This window comes from Halorussus salilacus (genome assembly GCF_024138125.1).
Lineage (GTDB): Archaea > Halobacteriota > Halobacteria > Halobacteriales > Haladaptataceae > Halorussus > Halorussus salilacus.
The window spans coordinates 558,291-579,454 of the sequence record NZ_CP099993.1; the positions used below are offsets into that span (position 1 = coordinate 558,291).

At 67.1% G+C, this 21,164-nt stretch carries 22 protein-coding genes, 2 tRNA genes, 1 other RNA gene and 2 pseudogenes; 12 read left to right on the forward strand and 15 right to left on the reverse strand.

Annotated elements, in window-relative coordinates; translation table 11 throughout:
• Positions 1–37: 37 nt before the first annotated feature.
• The 3 genes from NGM10_RS02850 to NGM10_RS02860 form a co-directional block, all read right to left on the reverse strand.
• On the reverse strand, positions 38–661 hold the full coding sequence (locus NGM10_RS02850; protein WP_253481611.1) for a hypothetical protein: 624 nt from the start codon (positions 659–661) through the stop codon (positions 38–40).
• 432 nt (positions 662–1,093) lie between these two features.
• Positions 1,094–1,166 (reverse strand) — tRNA-Arg (locus tag NGM10_RS02855).
• Positions 1,167–1,179: 13 nt separating this feature from the next.
• Positions 1,180–1,473, reverse strand: coding sequence for a twin-arginine translocase TatA/TatE family subunit (locus tag NGM10_RS02860; protein ID WP_253481613.1), 294 nt, complete (start codon positions 1,471–1,473; stop codon positions 1,180–1,182).
• A 162-nt stretch (positions 1,474–1,635) separates the two neighbouring features.
• Between NGM10_RS02860 and NGM10_RS02865 the strand changes: the two genes are divergently transcribed.
• Positions 1,636–2,457, forward strand: coding sequence for an HD domain-containing protein (locus tag NGM10_RS02865; protein ID WP_253481615.1), 822 nt, complete (start codon positions 1,636–1,638; stop codon positions 2,455–2,457).
• Positions 2,458–2,484: 27 nt separating this feature from the next.
• Here NGM10_RS02865 and NGM10_RS02870 read toward each other — a convergent pair whose 3' ends face one another.
• Positions 2,485–3,597 (reverse strand): glycosyltransferase, encoded by a 1,113-nt coding sequence (locus tag NGM10_RS02870; RefSeq protein WP_253481617.1) that lies wholly within the window; start codon positions 3,595–3,597, stop codon positions 2,485–2,487.
• Positions 3,598–3,706: 109 nt separating this feature from the next.
• Entirely contained in the window at positions 3,707–4,705 is a 999-nt protein-coding gene (locus NGM10_RS02875; protein WP_253481618.1) for a glycosyltransferase family 4 protein, read from the reverse strand.
• Positions 4,706–4,943: 238 nt separating this feature from the next.
• Here NGM10_RS02875 and NGM10_RS02880 point away from each other — a divergent pair, with 238 nt between their 5' ends.
• The 3 genes from NGM10_RS02880 (at position 4,944) to NGM10_RS02890 (ending at position 6,233) form a co-directional block, all read left to right on the forward strand.
• Positions 4,944–5,222, forward strand: coding sequence for a ribonuclease P protein component 4 (locus tag NGM10_RS02880; protein WP_253481620.1), 279 nt, complete (start codon positions 4,944–4,946; stop codon positions 5,220–5,222).
• A 75-nt stretch (positions 5,223–5,297) separates the two neighbouring features.
• Positions 5,298–5,543: a YhbY family RNA-binding protein gene (locus NGM10_RS02885; RefSeq protein WP_253481622.1), complete on the forward strand. Its 246-nt coding sequence runs from the start codon at positions 5,298–5,300 to the stop codon at positions 5,541–5,543.
• Positions 5,544–5,600: 57 nt separating this feature from the next.
• Complete coding sequence (locus NGM10_RS02890) at positions 5,601–6,233, forward strand: hypothetical protein (RefSeq protein ID WP_253481625.1); 633 nt, start codon at positions 5,601–5,603, stop codon at positions 6,231–6,233.
• A gap of 412 nt (positions 6,234–6,645) precedes the next feature.
• On the opposite strand, the gene ffs is transcribed toward NGM10_RS02890, so the two are convergent.
• From ffs to NGM10_RS02905, 3 genes are all read right to left on the reverse strand, one after another.
• Positions 6,646–6,956: signal recognition particle sRNA (ffs, locus tag NGM10_RS02895), an RNA gene on the reverse strand.
• Positions 6,957–6,993: 37 nt separating this feature from the next.
• Positions 6,994–7,539, reverse strand: a complete 546-nt coding sequence (locus NGM10_RS02900) for a hypothetical protein (protein WP_253481627.1) — start codon at positions 7,537–7,539, stop codon at positions 6,994–6,996.
• A gap of 90 nt (positions 7,540–7,629) precedes the next feature.
• On the reverse strand, positions 7,630–8,046 hold the full coding sequence (locus tag NGM10_RS02905; protein ID WP_253481629.1) for a DUF7548 family protein: 417 nt from the start codon (positions 8,044–8,046) through the stop codon (positions 7,630–7,632).
• An 81-nt stretch (positions 8,047–8,127) separates the two neighbouring features.
• Between NGM10_RS02905 and NGM10_RS02910 the strand changes: the two genes are divergently transcribed.
• The gene (locus tag NGM10_RS02910) at positions 8,128–8,445 is read left to right on the forward strand and encodes a DUF5798 family protein (protein WP_253481631.1); all 318 of its coding nucleotides are present in this window, start codon (positions 8,128–8,130) and stop codon (positions 8,443–8,445) included.
• A gap of 36 nt (positions 8,446–8,481) precedes the next feature.
• Entirely contained in the window at positions 8,482–9,462 is a 981-nt protein-coding gene (locus NGM10_RS02915; RefSeq protein ID WP_253481633.1) for a PLP-dependent cysteine synthase family protein, read from the forward strand.
• A 650-nt stretch (positions 9,463–10,112) separates the two neighbouring features.
• Here NGM10_RS02915 and NGM10_RS02920 read toward each other — a convergent pair.
• From NGM10_RS02920 to NGM10_RS02935, 4 genes are all read right to left on the reverse strand, one after another.
• Positions 10,113–10,775: an HAD family hydrolase gene (locus tag NGM10_RS02920; RefSeq protein WP_253481635.1), complete on the reverse strand. Its 663-nt coding sequence runs from the start codon at positions 10,773–10,775 to the stop codon at positions 10,113–10,115.
• Between the two features lie 100 nt (positions 10,776–10,875).
• Positions 10,876–11,286, reverse strand: coding sequence for a CoA-binding protein (locus NGM10_RS02925; RefSeq protein WP_253481637.1), 411 nt, complete (start codon positions 11,284–11,286; stop codon positions 10,876–10,878).
• Positions 11,287–11,359: 73 nt separating this feature from the next.
• The gene (locus tag NGM10_RS02930; RefSeq protein WP_253481638.1) at positions 11,360–12,010 is read right to left on the reverse strand and encodes an RAD55 family ATPase; all 651 of its coding nucleotides are present in this window, start codon (positions 12,008–12,010) and stop codon (positions 11,360–11,362) included.
• A 137-nt stretch (positions 12,011–12,147) separates the two neighbouring features.
• The gene (locus tag NGM10_RS02935; RefSeq protein ID WP_253481640.1) at positions 12,148–13,275 is read right to left on the reverse strand and encodes a hypothetical protein; all 1,128 of its coding nucleotides are present in this window, start codon (positions 13,273–13,275) and stop codon (positions 12,148–12,150) included.
• 90 nt (positions 13,276–13,365) lie between these two features.
• On the opposite strand from NGM10_RS02935, the gene NGM10_RS02940 reads away from it, so the two are divergent.
• From NGM10_RS02940 to NGM10_RS02950, 3 genes are all read left to right on the forward strand, one after another.
• Complete coding sequence (locus NGM10_RS02940; RefSeq protein ID WP_253481642.1) at positions 13,366–14,697, forward strand: geranylgeranylglyceryl/heptaprenylglyceryl phosphate synthase; 1,332 nt, start codon at positions 13,366–13,368, stop codon at positions 14,695–14,697.
• A 154-nt stretch (positions 14,698–14,851) separates the two neighbouring features.
• Complete coding sequence (locus NGM10_RS02945; RefSeq protein WP_253481644.1) at positions 14,852–15,025, forward strand: FmdB family zinc ribbon protein; 174 nt, start codon at positions 14,852–14,854, stop codon at positions 15,023–15,025.
• Positions 15,026–15,099: 74 nt separating this feature from the next.
• Positions 15,100–15,174, forward strand: a tRNA-Arg gene (locus NGM10_RS02950).
• Positions 15,175–15,373: 199 nt separating this feature from the next.
• On the opposite strand, the gene NGM10_RS02955 is transcribed toward NGM10_RS02950, so the two are convergent.
• Positions 15,374–15,805, reverse strand: coding sequence for a universal stress protein (locus NGM10_RS02955; protein WP_253481647.1), 432 nt, complete (start codon positions 15,803–15,805; stop codon positions 15,374–15,376).
• Between the two features lie 207 nt (positions 15,806–16,012).
• On the opposite strand from NGM10_RS02955, the gene NGM10_RS02960 reads away from it, so the two are divergent.
• The gene (locus NGM10_RS02960) at positions 16,013–17,491 is read left to right on the forward strand and encodes an SLC13 family permease (RefSeq protein WP_253481650.1); all 1,479 of its coding nucleotides are present in this window, start codon (positions 16,013–16,015) and stop codon (positions 17,489–17,491) included.
• 172 nt (positions 17,492–17,663) lie between these two features.
• On the opposite strand, the pseudogene NGM10_RS02965 reads toward NGM10_RS02960, so the two are convergent.
• Positions 17,664–18,101 (reverse strand): annotated as a pseudogene (locus NGM10_RS02965) (P-loop NTPase); the annotation flags it as partial.
• On the opposite strand from NGM10_RS02965, the gene NGM10_RS18260 reads away from it, so the two are divergent.
• Positions 18,034–18,267, forward strand: coding sequence for a hypothetical protein (locus tag NGM10_RS18260; RefSeq protein WP_368408679.1), 234 nt, complete (start codon positions 18,034–18,036; stop codon positions 18,265–18,267). The pseudogene NGM10_RS02965 and the gene NGM10_RS18260 overlap by 68 nt on opposite strands.
• Here the strand turns inward: NGM10_RS18260 and NGM10_RS18265 are convergent.
• Positions 18,187–18,519: pseudogene (locus NGM10_RS18265) on the reverse strand (4Fe-4S ferredoxin N-terminal domain-containing protein); the annotation flags it as partial. The gene NGM10_RS18260 and the pseudogene NGM10_RS18265 sit on opposite strands and share 81 nt — an antisense overlap.
• A 451-nt stretch (positions 18,520–18,970) precedes the next feature.
• Between NGM10_RS18265 and NGM10_RS02975 the strand changes: the two are divergent.
• Positions 18,971–21,145: an amino acid permease gene (locus NGM10_RS02975; protein ID WP_253481655.1), complete on the forward strand. Its 2,175-nt coding sequence runs from the start codon at positions 18,971–18,973 to the stop codon at positions 21,143–21,145.
• Positions 21,146–21,164: the final 19 nt, after the last annotated feature.

The following is a 21,164-nucleotide window of genomic DNA, read 5'->3' on the forward strand; positions in this document are numbered from 1 at the left end:
GAGCTACTTTCCATTATTGGTCATTCAGCAACGGGTCTTATTCCTCAGACCGTTGCCACACCATGACAGCCCGTGTCCCTTGAATAGATAGGTAGAGGATGATGAGTCCAAATATAAGGATAATCGTTTGCTCTAACGCGGAGAAAGAGGAAAGTTGGGTATCAGACCAAAAATAGAGTGAAACTGAATACTGTATAAAAACGACAAAAATTAGCCCTGCACGTGATATATCTCGTGCAAGAGCATCGAATGTTCTACGAATCTCGTCATATGAATCTACTAGCGACGAAATGTTCATTGAGAATGTAAATAAGACGGCAGTCCCCAATACTAAACCCACTGGTTGAATCTGAATTGACCACGTTGCAAGAGAAAGCAAGGCCAGAAACGCTCCGACATGGAAAGCGATAACAGCCGAATTATTCTTTTTCAATGCATCAGCTAAGTAGTATCCTGTTCCTAGCCCAATTAGTGCAATTCGTACCGGAGTCACAATCTCCTCCCCAACAACAGCTAATCCAATTGATGACTGCATTCCTCGGTTCAAAACAACCAGAAATAGAATTAGTGCTACACCAGCGACAAATGCTGGCAGATGATACTGTTGAAGGGTAAGAAGAACTCCAGACTCCGTATCCATGTTCGCTTCATCAGTTTCCATACATCTGACGGAGCGTATATGAACTTAAATATACTTCGCTAAGTAAGGAATCCGATTTTCAGAAGCCGATTCGGTTCAGGCGTCCCCGCGAGCGACCGCGCCGCGGGCCGACGCGAGCGCGTCCGTCGCGGGCGCGGGAAGCGCGTTCGAGTTTGTTCGCGAGGGTCGTCACGCCCGTGAGGCCGAGCGAAGCGAAGCCGAACGGGCGTGACGGGAGTGAGCAGACCGCTGGTCTGCGAACATCGAAAGCCCCGACGCGTCTTTCGGAATTCGAACCGAAGCAAGACATTCCGGGCGTGCGGCGCTTCGCTCGCGGTTGCACCGCTCGCATTCCCGAGGCGCGTTGCGCCTCGCTCTCGCCGTTCCGGGCTGTGACTTGCAGGGTTCGAACCCTCACGCCCGCTGTTGCGACTCGCTCCGCTCGTCGGACAGCGGGCGTGACGGGATTCGAACCCGCGATCAGGAGGTTAGGAACCTCCTGCCCTATCCACTAGGCCACACGCCCCACAAAAAACGAGTTATTCGGTGCTCGTCTCGGTTTCGGTCTCGGAGTCGGTGGCCGAGTCCGTGGAAGCCTCACCGATGGGCTCGGAGTCGGTGTCAGTGTCGGCGTCGAGGTCCGGGTCCTGCATCTCCTGGAGCTCCTGCTCGACTTCCTGGCGGCCCTTCTTGAACTCGCCCATGGCCTCGCCGGTCGAGCGGGCGAGCTTGGGAATCTTGTTCGCGCCGAACAGCAGGACGGCGATGAGGAGTATCACCATCATCTCCATCCCGCCCGGGATTGGTCCGAATAGTGGGATCATCTCTACCATCTCTACGTGAGGATAGCTGATTCTAAATTATAGGCTTTTTGCTCGCTGCCGACCCGAGGAACCGGCTCCGAACGCGTTCCCGGTCGGCCGAGAAACCCGAGTGACCACCAGCGGACACTGCGCGGCCGAGGGCTTTTTCCTCTGGGCGACGAGGGAGACCATATGAGCGAGACGCAGGAATCCGACGAGGGCCGCCGAACCTACGACCCCGACGCAGACCACGCCTTCCCCGACGACCGACTCAACGAGGTGCTGGCGTCCGTCGACGAGGACCCCGAGATTCAGACCTACCTCGACGCCCAGAACGTCAACCCCGTCACCCGGAAGGGGTACAACGACCACGGGAGCAAGCACATCGAAATCGTCCGCGACCGGGCGCTCACCCTCTACGACCTGCTCAAGGAGGGCGGCGTCGAGTTCAACGGCGCGGCCGACCAAGGACTCGACGAGGCCGACGAGAGCGTCATCGTCGCGCTGGCGGCGACCATCCACGACATCGGCCACGTCGTCCACCGCGACGACCACGCCTACTGGTCGATTCCGCTCGCCGCCGACCTCCTCGACCGAATCCTCCCGGAGTTCGACTTCTACGACCGCAAGGACGCGGTCCGGGTGAAGGGCGAGGTCCTCCACGCCATCCTGTGTCACCACACCGAGGAGGACCCCCTCACGACCGAGGCGGGCGTGGTCCGTGTCGCCGACGCGCTCGACATGGAGGAGGGCCGCTCGCGCATCCCCTACGAGCAGGGCGGCCGGGGCATCAACACCGTGTCGAGTCAGGCCATCCGGCGGGTCTCGCTGATGTCCGGCGACGCGGTGCCGGTCCTCGTGGAGATAGAGATGCTGAACGCCGCGGGGGTCTTCCAGGTCGACAACCTCCTGAAGGCGAAGCTCCGGGACTCGGGACTGGAAGACGACATCCGCATCGTCGCCGTGAACATCCGCGAGGACGACAATCAGCTCGTCGAGCGCGTCGAGCTGTAGCGTCGCGCGGCCACCCGGAGGAGAGTCTCAGCTCACGCGGTCGTACACGTCGCGCAGTCGCTCGACCGCGCGCTCGACGCTGATCGCCTCGCGGCTGGCCAGACACGTCCCGCGGAGGTCCTCGCGCTCGTCGAGGGTGCGCGAGATGGCGTCCCGGAAGTCGGCGATGTCGCCGCTCTCGTAGTGGTAGCCGGTCGCCCCGTCCTCGACGGTGTCGGCGAGCGCGCCCGCGTTCGCGCCGACGACCGGCGTCCCGCAGGCGTTGGCTTCGAGCGCGACCAGCCCCTGAGTCTCGACCGGGCTCGGGAACGCGAAGGCGTCGAGCGCCGAGTAGAACGCGGGCAGTTCCTCGCGGTCCAGAAATCCGAGGAAGCGGGCGTCGGCCCCCTGCTTGTCGGCCTGTCGTTCGAGGTCCTCGCGCGCGGGGCCGTCGCCGCCGAACACGACGGTCACGTCCATCTTCGATGCGGCCGCGACGAGCTCCGAGAGGCGCTTCTCGTAGCCGTGTCTGCCGGTGTAGCCGACGAGGGGTCGCTCGCCCGCGAGGTCGTGGCGGTCGAGGAACGCCTCGACCGCCTCCGGGTCGGCCGGACTGAATCGCTCGACGTCGACCCCGTTGGGGACGACCTCGACCGGGGTGTCGACGCCGACCTCCCCGTGGACGTGGTCGCGGGTCGCCGCGCTGGGCGTGAGGACCGCGTCGGCGCGCCCGAAGAACCACCGCTCGTAGGTCTCGCAGACCCGACCGACCGCGGCCGCGACCGCGTCGGTCGGCGAGATGTAGTCGGCGTACTCGCTGGTGGGCGTGTGATAGGAGGCCACGAACGGGAGGTCGCGGCTCCGCGCGAGCCGAAGCCCCCCGAGACCGATGCTGAAGGGGGTGTGGGCGTGGACGACCTCCGCGTTCCGGACGGCCTTCGGCACCTTCGGCGTGCCGAGGCGGAAGCCGTCGTAGAAGGGAAACGGCAGGCTTCCGACGGGGTGCTCGCCGCTCCCGGACTCGTGGCCGTCGGACGCGGGATACACCACGTCCATCCGGCCGCCCGACCGTTCCCAGCGGTCGCGCCACGACTGAACGGTGTACGTGACGCCGTTGACGGTGGGGAGGTACGTGTCGGTGAACGCGGCGACCCGTTGCATTACTCGGTCTTTTGCAAAGCGATACTTAAGACCTTATGAACTCGGGCCGACAGGCGACTCGCCCGACGCGGTGCGTCGGGCGAGTCGCCGGACGCTGGCCGTCGTCGGCTCACGCGACCCGCCGGTACAGCGCTTCGAGGTCGTCGCCCACCGCGTCGAGTCGGAACTCCCGGCTCTTCTCCTCGGCCGCCCGACCGATGCGGTCGCGGCGGTCCTCGTCCGTGAGACTCTCCAGTTCCGCCACGAACTCCTCGCTGGCCTTCAGACACTCCTCGCCGTCCTCCAGCCACCCGAACGTCGGGATGTCGCGCACCACGGGGGGTTTCCCGCACGCCATGGCTTCGAGCAGGGCCATCCCCTCGTTCTCGTTCTTGGTCGGGAAGAAGAAGACGTCCCCGGCGGCGTACGCCCCGCGGATGTCCTCGACGTAGCCCGTGAAGGTGCAGTTGTCGGGCGCGCTCTCGACCAGTTTCTTGGTGTTTCGACTCCGGAGCAGTCGGTCGAGGTCCCCGCCCGCAGGGTTGAGGTAGCCGAACCAGACGAAGTCGAGTTCGGGCATCCGGCGGGCGGTCTCGACGAACGACGCCAGTCCCTTGCGCTCGATGACGTGGCCGACGTTGAACACGACCGGCGGTTCGAGGTCGTATCTGTCGAGGTACTCCGCGCGGAGGTCCCCGTCGTCGACGCCCGCCAGCATCTCGGGGTCGAAGCCGTTGCTGATGACGGTCGTGGGCGCGTCGGCGTACTCCTCGATGACCCGGCGGTTGTACTCGGAGGGACAGACGAGGTGGTCGGCCAGCGAGTAGGCGTACCGGAGGTACGGCTTCATCGGCCTCGCCAGCAGGTTCGAGAACGCGAAGCTCTCGCGGAAGTCCTCGGCGGTCTGGTGGGTGTGGACGACCACGGGTACGCCCGCGCGGCGGGCCCGCTTGGCGTAGTAGATCGACTTCGGCCCCATGTTGTTGAGGTGGAGCAGGTCGGCGTCGAGGTCTGGGTCTGTGGTGTACTCGATGCCCCGGCGGTCGAGAATCTTGCGCTGGTTCTGCACCGACTGGTGGTGGCCGCCCGTGATGTACTCCTCCCACTCGAAGTAGTGGCTCACCTTCATGGTCGTCCCCTGCCATCGTGTTCGAGGTAGTCGAGCGCGCTCACTACCGGCGCGGAGACGCGGCGCGGCCTAAATCCTACCGGAACGCGGTCGTCCGGAGGCCGACCGCGTTCTCCCGCTCGCCCGGAAACCAAAAACTATTTTAGGCGCTCGGAGAATTCCCCCCATGGGGCAACGCAGGATAACCTTCTATCCTTGTCCTGTCTCGCCCCGGAAACCCCCCCCCCCCCATTCCCACATGTCCATAGCCGAAGAGCGCATCGCTACCCTCGCCACGCTCGCCCGGCGGGCCGCGGCGTCGTGTCACGACGACCGCGCCCGCGAGTACGTCCGACTCGCGCGTCGACTCGCCGAGCGCAACCGCCTCTCGCTCCCCCGCGATTTCAAGCGCTTCACCTGCGACGACTGCGACAGCTACCTCCGACCCGGCAAGAACGCCCGGGTCCGACTGCAGGACGGCCACGTCGTCATCACCTGCGACTGCGGCGCGCAGTCGCGGTATCCCTACGACTCCTGACCGCCGTCGCTGCGCGAGGAGCGCGTTCGTCGCCCCTTCACGCCTTTTAAGGCGCTCCGACGCCCAGAGTGGCGTATGACCGACGAAGCACTCCGGAAGCAGGCCCACGACCTCGACGTGACCGTCTGGGTCGGCAAGGCCGGTATCGCCTCCGTCACCGACGAACTGCGCGACCAACTGCAGGACCGAAAGCTCGTGAAGGTGAAGTTCCTCCGGGCGGCCCGCGGGGGCACCACCACCGAGGAACTCGCCGACGACCTCGCCGACGAGGTCGGTGCCGACCTCGTGGAGACGCGCGGGAACACCGCGGTGTACCACTGACGAACGACTTTCTCGACGTAGGTTTTTGTACGAAGGGGCGGCGAATCCGGGCCACCGATGGCCGACGAGCAGTCCGAGTACGACGTGAGCACGCTTCGCGTCACTCGACGGGAAGCGAGAGCGGTTCTCGACCGACAGATAGAGGCGCTGAACGACATCGACGACAAGGCGGCCTACACCCTCCGACTCAACGTTCTCGTCCTCGGCGTCGTACTGACTGTCGCGTCGATACTGGCGAGTAGCGAGGCGACGCCGACCGCCGTTCGGGTGGTGAACGAGGTCGTCGCCGCAGGCGCAGTAGCGTCCGGGTTCTCGATGGTCGGAGCGGTCTGGGCGTACACCGGGACGTCGTATCGAACGGGAGTCGGACGTTCCGACGTTCGGACCGCGCTCGGTCGTCGACCGGCGGAAACCGAGTGGCTCGCTGTGTTATTGTACAGCTACACCATCTGGATGAAGCGAAACGAGCAGGCGAATCGACAGGACGGATTCGCGCTGTTCGTGAGTCATCTCTTCTTACTGTTGTCGATGGGTTACTACGCAGGCGGGGTAGTTTACGGTGTGTTCGTGGGCTCCGACGTTTGGCTCGCGGTATTGCTCGTCCTCGGTCACGCCCTCGTCACCTGTATCGTCCTCTTCGTGCCTCGGGTCGCGACCGGAATCCCGCTGATCGAGCGGTTCCGAGCGTAAATACCGACCGTAGACTTATCCCGGAAGCGGAACAAACGTGAGCCATGGAGGACGAAGACGTGGAGAAGCCGGAACTGGTACAGGAGATCGGTGTTCTGGAGGGACAAGAGGTCTTCAAAGGTCCTCGTCTCCTCCCGCCTCTCGAAGGCTCCGAAGAATAATCGACATTCCCGCGCCTTTTCGCTCGGCCGACCGTCCTCCGGCCCACACCCCAATCCGCCGCGAGCGAAGCGAGCGGGCCGAGGAACTCTCGACCGAGCGAGAGCAGGGCGGCGAAGCCGCCCTGCTCGACGCGAGGGAGGGGGTGATGCAGTGATATTGCTCAAACCGTTTGCCAGCGACGAGTCCGAAAGCCGCAGGCTTTCGGACTCGTGAGTGCGGGAGAGAGGTGTCGCGTATGAAGTATGAGTGTGGACGGGCCGGAGTTGCCCGGCGTTCCGTGTCGGGGAATCCCGGTCGCGTCCTCCACCCCGCGACCCCACGAGCGACAGGTGTCCAGTGGTCCGCTGCTCGCTTCCGCGCCTGACGGATTGCCACCGGTAAACCCCGGCTGGAGCGCTCCTGCGAGCGCCCGCCGAGGACCGCTGTCCCCGTGGGACGAGGCTTCGAAGTCGGCTTCCGGGGCCCGGCACGGTCTGACCGGACGCCTCCGGGTTTCGGCCCCCGCTGAAGACCGTAGCGCGGGTGACGAGCAGGGCCTAACTGCCCGGCCTGAGTCCATCTCCAACTCGGAGCCACGGACTTAAGGGCCTTTCGCTAATCACGAGACGGCGACCCCCGCGACAGCGAGCGAGAACAGGACCGACAGAGCCACGAGCGCGTACGCGACGGCTCCGGCCCGGCGGGTCGACCGCGAACTCCGCGTGACGCCCGGCAGGAGGACGAGCAGGACCGCGACCGTCGCCTTGGCGACGACCAGCCCGCGTAGACCCACCTCGGCGACGACCGGCGCGAGGAACGTCAGCGGGTCGAGGCCCGCCGCGGTCGCCGCGCCGACGAGCGCGGCGTCGGCGACCATGACCGCGACGAGGACGCCGAAGGCGACCGGCCAGACCCACGAGCGCCACGACCGGCCGTCGTCGCGGAGGACGTACTCGCGGTCGGACTCCAGCAGGAACTCGTCGTCCCGGAGCATCCACTTCGCGTCTGGCGCGTCGGCGTCCGAGAGGGGCGCGTCGGCGTCCGAGAGGGACGCGTCGGCGTCCGAGAGGGGCGCGTCGGCGTCCGAGACGGATGGGTCGGAGCCCTGGAGCGCGGCCTCGGTTCTCGGCCCCGAGTCCTCCCCGCGTGCGTCGGTTCTCGACACGACTGGGGGGAACTCCGACTCCCCGGGACTTGGTTATGCGCCGCCTGACGCGTCGCAAACGCCCCCTGCGCTCACAGCGACCCCCCGAGGTTACAGCGCGTCGCGGGCGTACCACCCAGCGACCGCCGCGAGCGAGAGCGTCGCGGCCGCCAGCACCCAGCGGTGGTAGTCGAAGGTCGCGTCGTCGGTGAGACCGCCGACGGTACCGCCGACGGCGACCGCCCACCAGAGGGTGAGCCCCGCCGTGACCCCCGCGAGGACCAGCGCCGCACCCGCGGCGGTCTCGGGGTCCGTGCGACCGTTTCGCCCGGCGGCGAAGACGATGACGACCACCGAGGCGAACAGGACGACCACGAGGTGGATGGGGACGAAGATTGGCGAGTCGTAGTAGACGGTCGCCGCCGAGGTCGGGACGAGGAAGTAGGGCGCGGCCACGGCGGCCAGCACCGCGAGCGCGGCGAGGATGCCGACCGTCGGTGCGGGCGTCTCGGGCAACTCTGTGGACATGCCCGAGGGTTCCGAGCGGGCGGTCAAAAGGCCGACGGTCGAGTCGGAAACCTCACGTATCCGGGGATACACGTCCCGGGTATGGGATTCGGAAGCACGGCCAAGAAGGTCCAGAAGCTGGCCGACACCGCCGAGAAGCTGTACAGCAAGCTCAACGAACTGCGCGAGCAGGTCGTCGAGATGCGCGACACGCTCGATTCGACCAACCAACGCGTGGAGGAACTCGAACGCCAGTCGGCCGAACAGCGCGCCCTGCTGGAGGCGCTCGCCGAGGAGCGGGGCATCGACCCCGAGTCGGTCGAAGTCGACCCCTCCGAGGACGAGGCGGGCGAAGACGCGACGACCGAAACCGACTCCGACGCGGGAGCGGAGGCCGAGACCCCCGACGCCGACGCATAAAAAACGTTAACAGACCCCGCAACTTTTGCCTACGCGATGACGACCCATCGGACGCCCCTCGATTCCGTCCTCGAAACGGTCGGGGAGACGCCCCTCGTGCGCGTCCACGCGGCACCCGACGAGGTGCCGGTGTACGCCAAGCTGGAGTCGTTCAACCCCGGCGCGAGCGTGAAAGACCGCATCGGCAAGTACATGGTCGAGGCGATGCTCGACCGCGGGGAGCTCGAACCCGGCGGGACGGTCATCGAACCGACCGCGGGGAACACGGGCATCGGCTTCGCCATCGCGGCCGGACAGCTCGACGTGGACGCCGTCTTCGTCGTTCCCGAGCGCTTCAGCGTCGAGAAACAGCAGCTCATGGCCGCTCTCGGCGCGGAGGTCATCAACACCCCGACCGAGGAGGGGATGGGCGGCGCGATAGAGCGCGCCCACGAACTCGCCGACGAGATGGAGGGCGCGGTCGTCCCCCAGCAGTTCGCCAACCCCCTGAACGCCGAGGCCCACTACGAGACCACCGCTCCCGAAATCTTCGACGCGCTCAACGGCGAGGTCGGCGCGGTCGTCGCAGGCTGTGGCACCGCGGGCACCCTGATGGGCATCGCCGAGTACGCGCTGGAGCAGGACCCCGAAATCCACGTCACCGCGGTCGAACCCGAGGGGTCGCTGTACTCCGAGACGAAGGGCGGCCACCCCGAGGAGGGCGAGTACAAGATAGAGGGCATCGGCACCCACGACCCCTCGACGAACGAACTGTTCGACCCCGACCTCGTCGACGAGGTCCTGCAGGTCCCCGACCGGCGCGCTCACGACGAACTCGTGCGACTCGCGAGCGAGGAGGGCCACCTCGTCGCCTCCAGCGCGGGCGCGGCCAGCGCCGCGGCGCGACACGTCGCCGAGCGCATCCGCGACGGCGAGATAGACGCGCCCCACGATTCGGTGGTGACGGTGTTCCCGGATTCGAGCGAGCGCTACCTCTCGAAGGGCATCTACCGGTCGTTCGAGGAGTGGGAGGGGTAGTCGGGCGCTGTTCTTCTGCTTGTTCGGTCGAGACCCTCTCTGGTGTGCGCTACGTGAAGTCCACGTCCGTCGTGCTCGAACGCGACACTGCATCACGGCGCGCTGGCGTCATCGCGCCGACGGCGCGATTGCTCGGAAGACGCGGCTTGTCTTCCGGTTCGACCCGCGGTCTGGGTCGCGCCATCTCTGCGCGAGGGCCGAGTAGCGTGGTTCGAAGGAGCTTCGCTCTCTCGTCATCCGGGAAATCTCCGATTTTCCGAGACAACGAAGCGTGGCTTGCGGGACACGACGCGTCCCGCTGATCTGCGAACTCGGTTCGCAGACAACGCAGGAGGCCGGGGAGGTCCGAGGCGCGGTGCCGTGCGGTACTCGTTGGCTCAATCGTGACGTTGCGTTGCTCTCTCCGACGGCGCGGAATACAGCGACAGCCACGGCGACGCTAGCTACTGCCGTCACCAATGAGAGACCGCACCGCGACCGCGGGCCTCACACCTCCCCAACCGATTGCGGTCCTCAATCGCTCACTACGTTCGCTCCTTCCGGTCCTCATCCCTCGCACGACTTGGCGCGACACGAGGTCGCGCCAGCGCGCGCCGAGGTGGAAGATTCGGCTTCGGAGACGGAAGTCATACCCCGACAGCCACGGGAAGTCACACCCACGGCGGTTCGCGCAGGTCGGCCATCGACTCGATGGCGTACTCGGGCGCGTACTCCCCACTCGCCCCGCTCTCTGCCAGCCACACCGCGTCGATGCCCGCGGCCTGCGCGCCAACCACGTCGGCGCGCAGGGAGTTGCCGACGTGGACCGCCTCGTCGGCCGAGACGCCCGTCGCCGAGAGAGTGCGGTGGAAGTGGTCGGGGTCGGGCTTGACCGGGCCGCCGGGTTCGGTGTAGGTCGCGGCGTCGAAGTGTCCCTCGATGCCCAGCGCCGCCAGCTTTGCCTCCTGGGTCTCGCGGCCGCCGTTGGTCACCAGCGCGAGGTCGTACTCCGCGCCGAGTCGGTCGAGGGCGTCCTCCGCGCCCGGGAGGAACTCGACCGCTTCCGGGTCGGGGTCCTCGTAGGCTCGGGCGACCTCGCGCGCGAGCGCGGGGTCGACTCCCAGTTCGTCGGCGACGCCGCCGAAGCACTTCTCGCGGAGTTCGAGCCGAGTCTCGGCACTCACCTTCGGGAGCCACCGCCGGAAGTCGGCGACGTCGAAGAAGGGCTCGACTCCCGCCCGGTCGAAGGCCTCGGCCAGCCTGTCGGCGGTCGAGCGCGGGTGTTCGCAGATGGTGTCGTCGAGGTCGAGAAAGACCGTGGAGACGGAGGCCATTGGCCTCGCTACGGCCTGAGAGGCTAAAAGGACCCCGGCGACCGACCGGTCGCCGGGGTCCTCCGGTCGGTCGTCGGGGGCGTCCGACGAGCCACCGGAGTCACCCGACCAGTCGGCGGTGTTCGACCTTGAAGCACCTGTCCTGAACGACCCGCTTTCCGGCGTCCTCGGCGCGCCGGGCCGCCTCGTCGTCCCGGATGCCGAGCTGGGTCCAGACGACCGTCGCGTCGTCGCGGTCTATCGCTCGCTCGACGATTCCGGCGACCTCCTCGCTCGGGCGGAACACGTTCACGATGTCGACGCCCTCGGGCACGTCGGCCAGCGAGTCGTAGGCCTCCCGGCCGAATATCTCGTCGGCGTGGGGGTTGACCGGAATCACCTCGTAGCCGTGTTCGCGCATGTAGCGGGGAATCTCGTGGGCGTCCTTGCCGGGAGTGGACGAACAGCCGACCACCGCGACCGTCTCCATCCCGAGTATCTCGCGGAGTTCGGCGTCGCTGTCGACTGGCATGGTTCGACCGAGGAGTCGGGCGCGCAAAAGGGTGTGGGTGGCGGCGAGAGGCGGGACGAGCGACCCGCGGCCCTCACGGCATCGGCCGCCAGTCGGTCTCGGTCCCCACGCCCGTCACCTGGAGCTCCGACCCGCCGTCCTCGGCCTCGCGGACCTCTATCTGACCGTCGAACAGCTGTTTCAGGGTGCTCATGGTCTGCTGGTCGTGGGCGGTCGAGTCGATGACGAACACGCCGAGGGCGTCGGCGCTCTGGACCCGGCCGGTGAAGACGTGGAGGAACCGGAACACCGTCTGGAGGTTCGAGTACATCAACAGCGTCGACAGCGAGTGCAGCAGGATGCGGTTGCGCTGGACTCCCCGGCTCTTGTAGAACTCCTGGAGGTACTCCGAGAGCTGGATTCCGATGCCGGTCATGTCCACGGGCGAGGAGGCGTACTTGATGTCGTCGCTCGGCGAGGGGTTCATCCCCTGCTGTTTGGAGACGCAGTCGACGATGCCGAGCGGCCCGCCCTCCTCGCGGCCGAGCATCTCGCGGAGGGTCGCACGCACGTCCTCGCCGCCGTCCTTCGTGGTGACGACGATGGACCCGTCCCCGCGACGGCTTCCGTGCGCGAGAACCTCCAGCGCGAGATTCCGTTTGCCCGTCATCGGCGGCCCGGCCACCAGGAGGTTCGTTCCCGGTTCGACCTCGACCCCCGGACAGACCTCACCCAATCCGTACATGGCGGTTCCTCGTGGCGATACGACCGGGGGCTCGCACTGCATCCCCCGGTAGCGTCTGGCAGTAAAATATCCTGTTCCGCTTATATTCTTTTTGATTACTATCGAGGATTTGGCACGGAAGCGCCTCGTTCGGCCGTTTAGCGCCCCAGACGGTCGATGCGGTCGAGCGACTGCTGGCGGATGTACTCGACCGCGATGCGGGTCAGGTGGTCGTCGGGGTCGGCGCAGGCGTCGGCCCGGTCGAGGTACGTCTCGACGATGTCGCGTATCCGCTCGACGCCGGTCTCGCGGTCGGGCGCGAGGTTCAACTCCGCGGTGACGGGGGTGAGCTGGGTCCCCCTATCTTCGGGGTAGTCGTCGGTGTCGTCGAGGCCGATCTGCGCGCCGACGACCATCAGCACGATGGCGCGCTTGAACCCCTCGCCGAGGTCCATCCCGAGGTCGGCCTCGTACATGTTGAGCATGTCCTCGTAGAGGATGCCCACGCGAGCGTACTGGGTGGCGAAGTAGGGCAGGTCGGCCTCCTCGTCGAACAGTTCTCCCTCCTCGACCGGCGCGAACTTGTACCGCTCGCGGACCTCGTCGGCGACCGCCTCGCGGTCGCCGACCTCCGCCGCCCGGAGGCGGTCGAGCAGGTCGCGGAAGGCCTCGTCCTCGTCCTGATGGCGCTCGGAGAGTTCGACCGCGTGGTCGTAGGACTCCCGGACCGCCTCGGGGGTGTCCTCCCGGTCGAACCACGCTTCGACGCCCTCCCGCAGACTCTGCTGGGCGAGTTCGGCCACCTTCTCGCGGGGCCGGAGATTGGTCTGGAAGTCCTCGTACTCGTCGTCGTTGATGGCGTCGCGCATGTCGCCGTCGAGCAGTGCCCGGACGACGTTGCGGGTGGTCTCGCGGCCTCGCGAGACGAGGTCGTAATCCACCTCCCTGCCGAGGCGGGCCACGGGAACGTCACCGGCCTCGGCGTGGATGCGCCCGAGGGTGAGCATCGCCGGGAGCACGAGTCGGGTGTCGTAGTCGAACCGCGCTCCCTCGTCGGCCGCGCCCGGCGCGAGTTCGACCTCGCCCGCCTCTCGGGCCTCGTCGAGGTCGCGCTCGACGCCGAGGAACAGCCGTTCGGTCATCGACTCGATCTCGGACTCGACCTCGTTGCGGAGCAGTACGACCGCGAACACCCGCGGGTCCCTCGCCGCCCCGAGGTGATTGGCGAGCGCCCGCCCCGTCGCGGGAATCTTCGACCGGAAGGTGCCGACCATGCCCTGTGTCACGTTCGTGAGTCGCCGGTCGCCTCACATGAGTATTGTGGAAACTCGGCCGGGAGCGAGCTATTTATGTGGGTCACGCGACCCTTCGCGTACATGACGAACCCGGACGAGTTCGCCCGCCTGCTCGGCCGCGTCGGCCGGGGCGTCGCGCTCGGCGCGCGGACCGTACTCCCGCTCGACACCAACCCGGTCCCCGCCGAGTGGACCCACGTCACCAAGGTCGACCCCGAGCACGCCAAGAAGCTCCCTCTGCTCTTTCCGCTGTACCTCCGCCACACCGGCGCGGTGTCGGTCGGCGGGTCGGACGACGTGACCGCCGAGAACACCGAGGAGACGTTCGACCTGCTCGCGCCGACCTCGGTGCCGGTGTTCCACGAACCCAGCGGGCCCCGCCACGTCACCCGCCGGACCCGCGAGCAGGCCGACCTGCTGGCGGTCCCCGAGGTACTGAACGGCGACTCCGAGTCGCTGGTCGGTCAGCTCGGCACGGCGACCGAGTACGTCCGCGAGGAACTGGTCCCCGACCTCCTCCGCGAGGAGTTCCCGTGGCTCCCCGCGTTCGTCGCCGACCCGCTCGCGGATTTCGCCACCTCGTGGTTCCTCTCGGCGGCGGTGTTCGAGGCCTACATTATCCAGAACCCCGACAGCGCCGCCGCGCGCGAGGCCAACGTCGGCGCGGCCGACCTGCTCACGCCTCGGGAGGCGAAACAGCGCGCGATGGCGGCCGAGCGTCACCTCGAAAGCGAACTCGTCTACCTCGAATACTCGGGCACCTACGGCGGCGAGGAGGCCACCGAGATTCTGGACGCGGTCGCCGACGGCCTGACGTGGTCCCGGCTCTGGTACGGCGGCGGCCTCGACTCCCGCGAGCGCGTCGAGGACGTGCTCGCGGCGGGGGCCGACGCGGTCGTGGTCGGCGACGCCTTCCACCGGGTCGCCGACGAGGAGGCCGACCTCTGTGAGCGCGCAGTCGGCGAACTCGACTCCGAGGCCTCCGCGTCCCGGGTCCGGGAGTGGGTCGGCGAGCGCGTCGACGCCGGGGAGTCGGCCGCCGCGGCCTACCTCGCCACGATCCCCTCGGTCGCCGACCCCGAGCGACTCGCCGAGCGATATCTCGCGCTCGCGGTCCGGACGTGGCTCGGCCTGCGGAGGCTGGCCGACGAACGCTCCGAGGACGACTCGCCGTCGGCCCGAGACGCCCCCCGCGCGCTCGTGGCGGCCGATTCTCCGTGGCTGGCCGACGTGTCCGACGGCCTCGGGGAAGCCGATGCCGCGGTGGTTCGTCGGGTTCTGCGCGCGCTCCTCGCCGACGGCGTCGGTGAGGCCGACGCGCCGCCGACGGACGCCGCCGCGACATCGGGCGGCGCAGGAGCATCCCCGACGGCACCGACGAGCCACTTCGCGGTGTCGCTATCGCGGGAGTAGTGGCGGTCAGGCGGGGGCTGAGGACGGTCTAGAGACGCCGTTTTAGGGAACTTACGGGCGCTGTAACGATGCTTCTGTGACGATAGAATGGAAAACGCCTTCAATCGGGTCGCCCTACCGCGCGGTACGCTTCGACCGGGACGGTCAGCTACCTATGCGTATCACTACCAAAATCGCCCGCGTGGTCGGTGCCGTCGGCCCCGAACCCGAAGGAGTCTACGAGTGCGAGGACTGCGGCGCGCGGTTCGACCTCGACCGCCAGCGGTGCCCCGACTGCGAGGGGTACTCCATCGACCGCGTCGACTGGCTCTCCGCCCTCTCGGAGTGAAACCGCGTCACGGGACCGCACGGTCGGTCCGAAACCACGGTGTTTAAAACCGACCGGCCAGTAGAACGACGTGCGGGCGCTTAGCTCAGTCTGGACAGAGTACTTGGCTTCGGACCAAGCTGTCGCGGGTTCAAATCCTGCAGCGCCCATTCGTTTTCCGAACGATATAGATTCGACGGACTGCCGTCTCCCGAACTGCTAATAGATCGAAACGTCGGTGTCGGGATGTCGCGGATGGCACCGTCTGGCCGAGCGATCTCCGACCGCACCGGAACTACAGTTCCGCGTCGGTCGTCGCCGAGCAAGACGGGCCTCTGAACAGTCGTCGAGGTGTGCGCTGAACATTGGTCATCCACCAGTGCTATCGACGACCAAGACGGGGACCTGACCTGCCCGGAGAAGCTCTTCTGTCGTGCTTCCCAGCAGTATCGTCTTGAACGCTGACCGGCCTTTGGCACCCACGACGACGAGGTCGATTTCCCGGTCTTCGACGTACGCGAGAAGCTCTTCGTACGGAATCCCTTCTCGAATCGAGGTGACGACGGAAACGTCGGGGGGTCCCTCCGTCTCGATGTCTCCGAGTGCTTGTTCTCCGTCCTCTCGGAGGTTCTGTCGGACGGTATCGGGGTCGACAATGGCGTTATCGTAGCCCGTTCTGGTCTCGATGACGTAGACGGCGTGGAGTTCGGCTCCGTACTTCCGGGCCAAGTCGAGGGCCTGGCGCGAAGCGCGTTGCGCGTTGTCACTCCCGTCAGTCGCGACGAGGATTCGGTCGTACATCGCATCCCAATACGTGACGGGGGGCAAAGAACCGGGGGCCGACACGCGATCCGCGAGCGTGCGTTTCCGGTTACAATCGTCCTCGTGCCAGAAACTTCACCGATACGTACCGTGTAGCTGTTCGTATCCCGTCGAACACCGACTCAGCACCCAACTATGGACTCTCACGGTCGCCTCTCTGATTTCGTCACCCGACACCAAATCGGGATGGTTCTGGGACCAGCACTGTTCGCTGGCGTCCTCCTGTCTTCGCCGTTCGACATTCCCGCGTCGGCAAACGCAACACTCGCAAGTACGCTCTGGATCGCAGTCTGGTGGGTGACCGAAGCGATTCCGATTCCGGCGACGAGCCTCCTTCCCATCGTACTCTTTCCCCTGACCGGTGTCGTCGACGCGCCAGCGGCTACCGCACCGTATGCCGACCAGATCGTGTTCCTGCTACTCGGTGGGTTTCTGCTCGCGCTCGGAATCGAGCGCTGGGGCCTCCACCGACGAATCGCACTCACCATCATGCGTTTCGTCGGGGTGCGGTCCGACCGGCTACTGCTCGGGTTCATGACGGCGACCGCCTTCCTCTCGATGTGGATTTCGAACTCGGCGACGGCGATGCTGATGGTCCCCATCGGGGCCGCTGTCATCGGTTCGGTGTGGGCAGTCGACGAACGGGAGCGGGAGATGGCCGGGGGCGCTGAACAGGGGAATCTCGTCGCGAGGATTCGTACGGACCCAGACGACCGTCCTGCGACCGACTTCGGACTCGCGCTGATGCTCGGTATCGCGTACAGCGCATCGATTGGAGGCGTGGCAACGCTGATCGGGAGTCCACCGAACGCCGTCCTCGCAGGCGTGGCAGAATCCCGACTGGACGTGCAGGTCACCTTCCTCGACTGGCTCGTGTTCGCGGGGCCGCTCTCTTTCGTGTTCCTGCTCGTGACGTGGCTACTGCTGGTGAAACTCCTCGGACCGGAGATTCCACACGAGACGGACCTCGAAGCCATAATCCGGACACAGCGGGAGGAACTCGGAGCGATGACACGCGGCGAGCGGCGGGTGTTGCTGGTCTTCGTTCTCGTCGCGGCCGGATGGCTTCTCCGGCCGTTCGTCCTCCAGCCACTGTTTCCGGCGATTACGGACGCGGTCGTCGCCGTGGTCGGCGGGGTGCTCCTGTTCGTCGTCCCGGCGGACTACGAGAACCGCGAGTTCCTTCTCGACTGGACTGAGACGACACGCGTTCCGTGGGGCGTTCTCCTGCTTCTCGGAGCCGGATTCTCGCTGGCGAACGGGTTTCGAGAGAGCGGGCTCGACGCGGCCATCGCACGGGGGCTGGCCGGTATCGCGGGGGTTCCGACGGTCGTCCTCGTACTCGTCATCGCGACGGTCGTGGTGTTCCTGACGGAGGTCACGTCGAACACGGCGACGGCGACGGTCTTCATGCCGATCACGGTCGGCCTCGGGCTGACCCTCGGCGTGTCGCCGTTGACGCTGATGGCGACCGTTGCGCTCGCGGCCTCGATGGCGTTCATGCTCCCGGTGGCGACACCTCCGAACGCGGTCGTCTTCGGCAGTGGCTACGTAACGGTCCCACAGATGTCGCGCACCGGTCTGTGGTTGAACCTACTGGGTATCCTCGCCATCGTCGTCCTCACGTACGTCTGGCTACCGGTCGCCTTCACGATTTCGGGGTAGGGTCCAGAGAGGGATTTCAGGTCAGTGGTGTGCCTGCCCCGGATTTCGGACTCGGGCCGCGTACGCGTCGGGACGACGCGTACGCGGCCCGACTGGAGCCCCGTGGACGCGGTGGGCGGGGTCCGGGAACGCCGCTCTCTCGATATCTCGTCACCGAACCGCAGTCGGCTCAGTCGTCGCCGACCGCGGGGCCCTCCCGCTCGGCGCTGTCGAAGTCGGGGTGGACCGGGAGTTCCGCGAGGAGGGGGACGTCGTAGTCCTCGCAGATGGCCGTCGCGCCGCCCGACCCGAAGACGGCGTGGTCGTCCTCGCAGTCGGGACACCGGAACGCGCTCATGTTCTCGACCACGCCCAGCACCGGCGCGTCGTGGCGGTCGAACAGCCTCAGCCCCTTCCGGGCGTCGTCGACCGCCATCTCCTGTGGCGTCGTGACGATGACGCCCGCGAGCGGCAGGGTCTGGAGGAGGTTCAGCGACGCGTCGCCGGTGCCCGGCGGCAGGTCGACGATCAGGTAGTCGATTGCCCCCCACTGGACCCCCTCGATGAACTTCATCATCACGTTGTTGACCATCGGCCCCCGGAGGACGGCGGGGTCGTCGCCGTCGGCGAGGTCGGCCAGCACCCCCGTCGAGTTCGCGGTCGTCCTCGCCGAACTCCTCGACGAGGGCCTCGTGGTACTTCTCGTGGAACTCCCGGTCGCTGAGTTCGCCCGCGACCACCCGCTGGGCGTCCTGCGCGAGTTCGACGCCGAGTTCGGCGTCGAACTCGACCGGTGAGTCGTCGTCGGTCGCCGCGGTCCACCTCCGTGGTCGGACCGGCGATGGCGGTTCCTCCGGGGGTCCGTGTCGCGGAACGGCGGGCGTCTCCCCGTCGGTGCCGCCGTCCGACTCGTTCGTCTGCGCGGCCGATTCGCGTGCATACAGCCGAATCCAGACGCACCGACATCCTAAATCGACGCCGCGATTCCCAGTCGCCGGGGCCTCACGCGAGCGTGTTCGGGACGGCCTATTTGCCTTCGGTGGTGTCACTCGCGTTCCCCACGAGGACCCGTGTAGCCAATTTCATCGCCCAGCGCGTGGGCGAGCAGGGTCGCCGACTCCACCGTCAGTTCCTCTCCCGTGTCGTTTACGGTCGGGTGAGTTCGCGTTCGGACATGCCCAGAGCGGTCGACCGGACCGCGCCCCGCGGGGCGCGGTCCGGTCGACGACGTTCCGGACGTGGTCACGCGTCGAACCGACGGAAGCGCTTGGTGAACGATTCGCACGTCGACGGCCGGAGCGTTGCCGAAACCGACCGGCTTTTGTCGCTTCGGCATATGTATTTTTAAATACGAGGACGGACCGATATTTCAGTAGGTGTGGCGCGGGGGGTTCGACGCACGACTCGCGGGGGTTCCGCCGTGACCGAGGAACTCGCGCGTCGTCGAGTTGCCCTCGCCCACCCGAACAACGCTCGGGCGAACACGTCCATCCAGAACGCATGAAGGAACTCGAACGCGACCTCGGACTCCCGTCGGTACTCGCCATCAGCATCGGTGCGATGATCGGTAGCGGCATCTTCATCCTCCCGGCGCTCGCGCTCGAAATCGCCGGCCCCGCCGTGATACTCGCGTACGCGCTGGCGGGGCTGCTCGTGGTTCCGGCCGCCCTCTCGAAGTCCGAGATGGCCACCGCGATGCCCGAGGCCGGAGGAACGTACATCTACATCGAGCGCGGCATGGGTCCCCTGCTCGGAACCGTCGCCGGGGTCGGAACGTGGTTCTCGCTGTCGTTCAAGGGCGCGCTCGCGCTCGTGGGCGGCGTGCCCTACCTGCTCTTGCTGGTCGACCTGCCGCTCAAGCCGGTCGCGCTGGGGCTCGCCGCGGTCCTGATACTGGTGAACCTGCTCGGCGCGAAGCAGACGGGGCGGCTCCAGGTCGCCATCGTCGTGGTCATGCTGGCGGCGCTGGGCTGGTTCGCCGCCGGGAGCGCGCCCGCGGTCGAATCGACCAACTACGCCGACTTCTTCGACGCGGGCGTCGGCGGCCTGCTGGCAGCGACCGGACTGGTGTTCGTCTCCTACGCCGGGGTCACCAAGGTCGCGAGCGTCGCCGAGGAGGTCGAAGAGCCCGGCCGCAACATCCCGCTGGGCATCCTCGGGTCGCTTGCGTTCACCACCCTGCTGTACGTCGCCATCGTCGCGGTGCTGGTCGGCGTGACCGACCCCGGAAGCGTCGCGGGGTCGCTGACGCCGGTCGCGGTCGCCGCCGAGGCGACGCTCGGACGCGCGGGCGTGGTCGCGGTCATCCTCGCGGCCATCCTCGCGCTCGTCTCGACCGCCAACGCGGGCATCCTCTCGTCGTCGCGCTACCCGTTCGCGATGAGTCGCGACAAGCTGGCTCCGCCGTCGCTGTCGGGCGTCAGCGAGCGGTTCGGGACCCCGGTCGCCTCAATCACGCTCACGGGCGCGGTCCTGCTGGCGCTCATCGCGTTCGTCCCGATTCTGGAGATCGCGAAGCTGGCGAGCGCCTTCCAGATCATGGTGTTCGCGCTCATCAACCTCGCGGTCGTCGCCTTCCGCGAGGGGAACGCCGAGTACGAACCGGAGTTCACCTCGCCGCTGTACCCCTGGATGCAGGTCTTCGGGGCCGTCACCGGGGCGGGACTGCTCACCCAGATGGGGACCGTCGCGCTGGCTGGGGCCGTCGTCATCACGGTCGCGAGCGTCGTGTGGTACGTCCTGTACGTCAGGCCGCGGGTCAACCGCGAGGGCGCGGCGCGAGACGCCATCCGGCGGCAGGTCAGCCGGGACGCGCTCACCGACGTGGACTCCGTCGCGGGGGGCACCCACGAGGTCCTCGTCGCGCTCACCAAGAACGTCGACGAGGCCCGCGAGCGCGCGCTCGTCGCGCTCGCGGCCGACCTCGTCCGACCCCACGACGGCCGGGTGGTCGCGGTCCGGTTCGAGGAGATACCCGACCAGGCCCCCCTCACCGAGGACGCGACCGCCCAGTCGTCGGCCGACGTCTCGTTCGAGACGCGTGCGGAGTCGCTCTCGGCGGAGTTCGGCGTCGAGGTCGAGGCCGACGAAATCGTGAGCCACGACACCAAACACGCCATCGTCAACTTCGCCGACCGCCGCGAGGTCGACTCCGTGGTGGCCGAACACGAACCGCTCCGGCTCCGGTCGCGGCTGTTCGGCGACCCCATCGACTGGGTGGTCCGCCACGCCCCCTGCGACGTGCTCCTCGTCGACAACCTCGGGTACGACGACCCCGAGAACGTCGTCGTGACGGGCGACGGCGAGCCATATCCGCCGCTGGCGCTGAACGTCGCCGAGGCCGTCGCCGCGGCCAACGGCGGGAGCATCTCGCTGTGGTACCCCGCGAACCCCGACAGCACCGACCAGCAACTGCGCACGATACGCGACTACCAGTCCGAGCTGTCGGAGATGCTCTCGGTTCCGGTCCGGGCGGAGTCCATCCGGACCGACGGCGGGCAGTTGCCTCGCCCCGACATGCTCGTGCGCCGCGGTGCCGACCACAGGCTCCGGGGCGCGCTGTTCGACGACCGGCCGACGTTCCCCGGGCTGGGCTGTACGACCGTCACCGTCCATCCCCACGAGACGCGTCGGCCGCCGCTCGTCCGTCAGCTGGTGGAGCGGTACCTGCTGTAGGGTCGCCCGACAGCCCCGC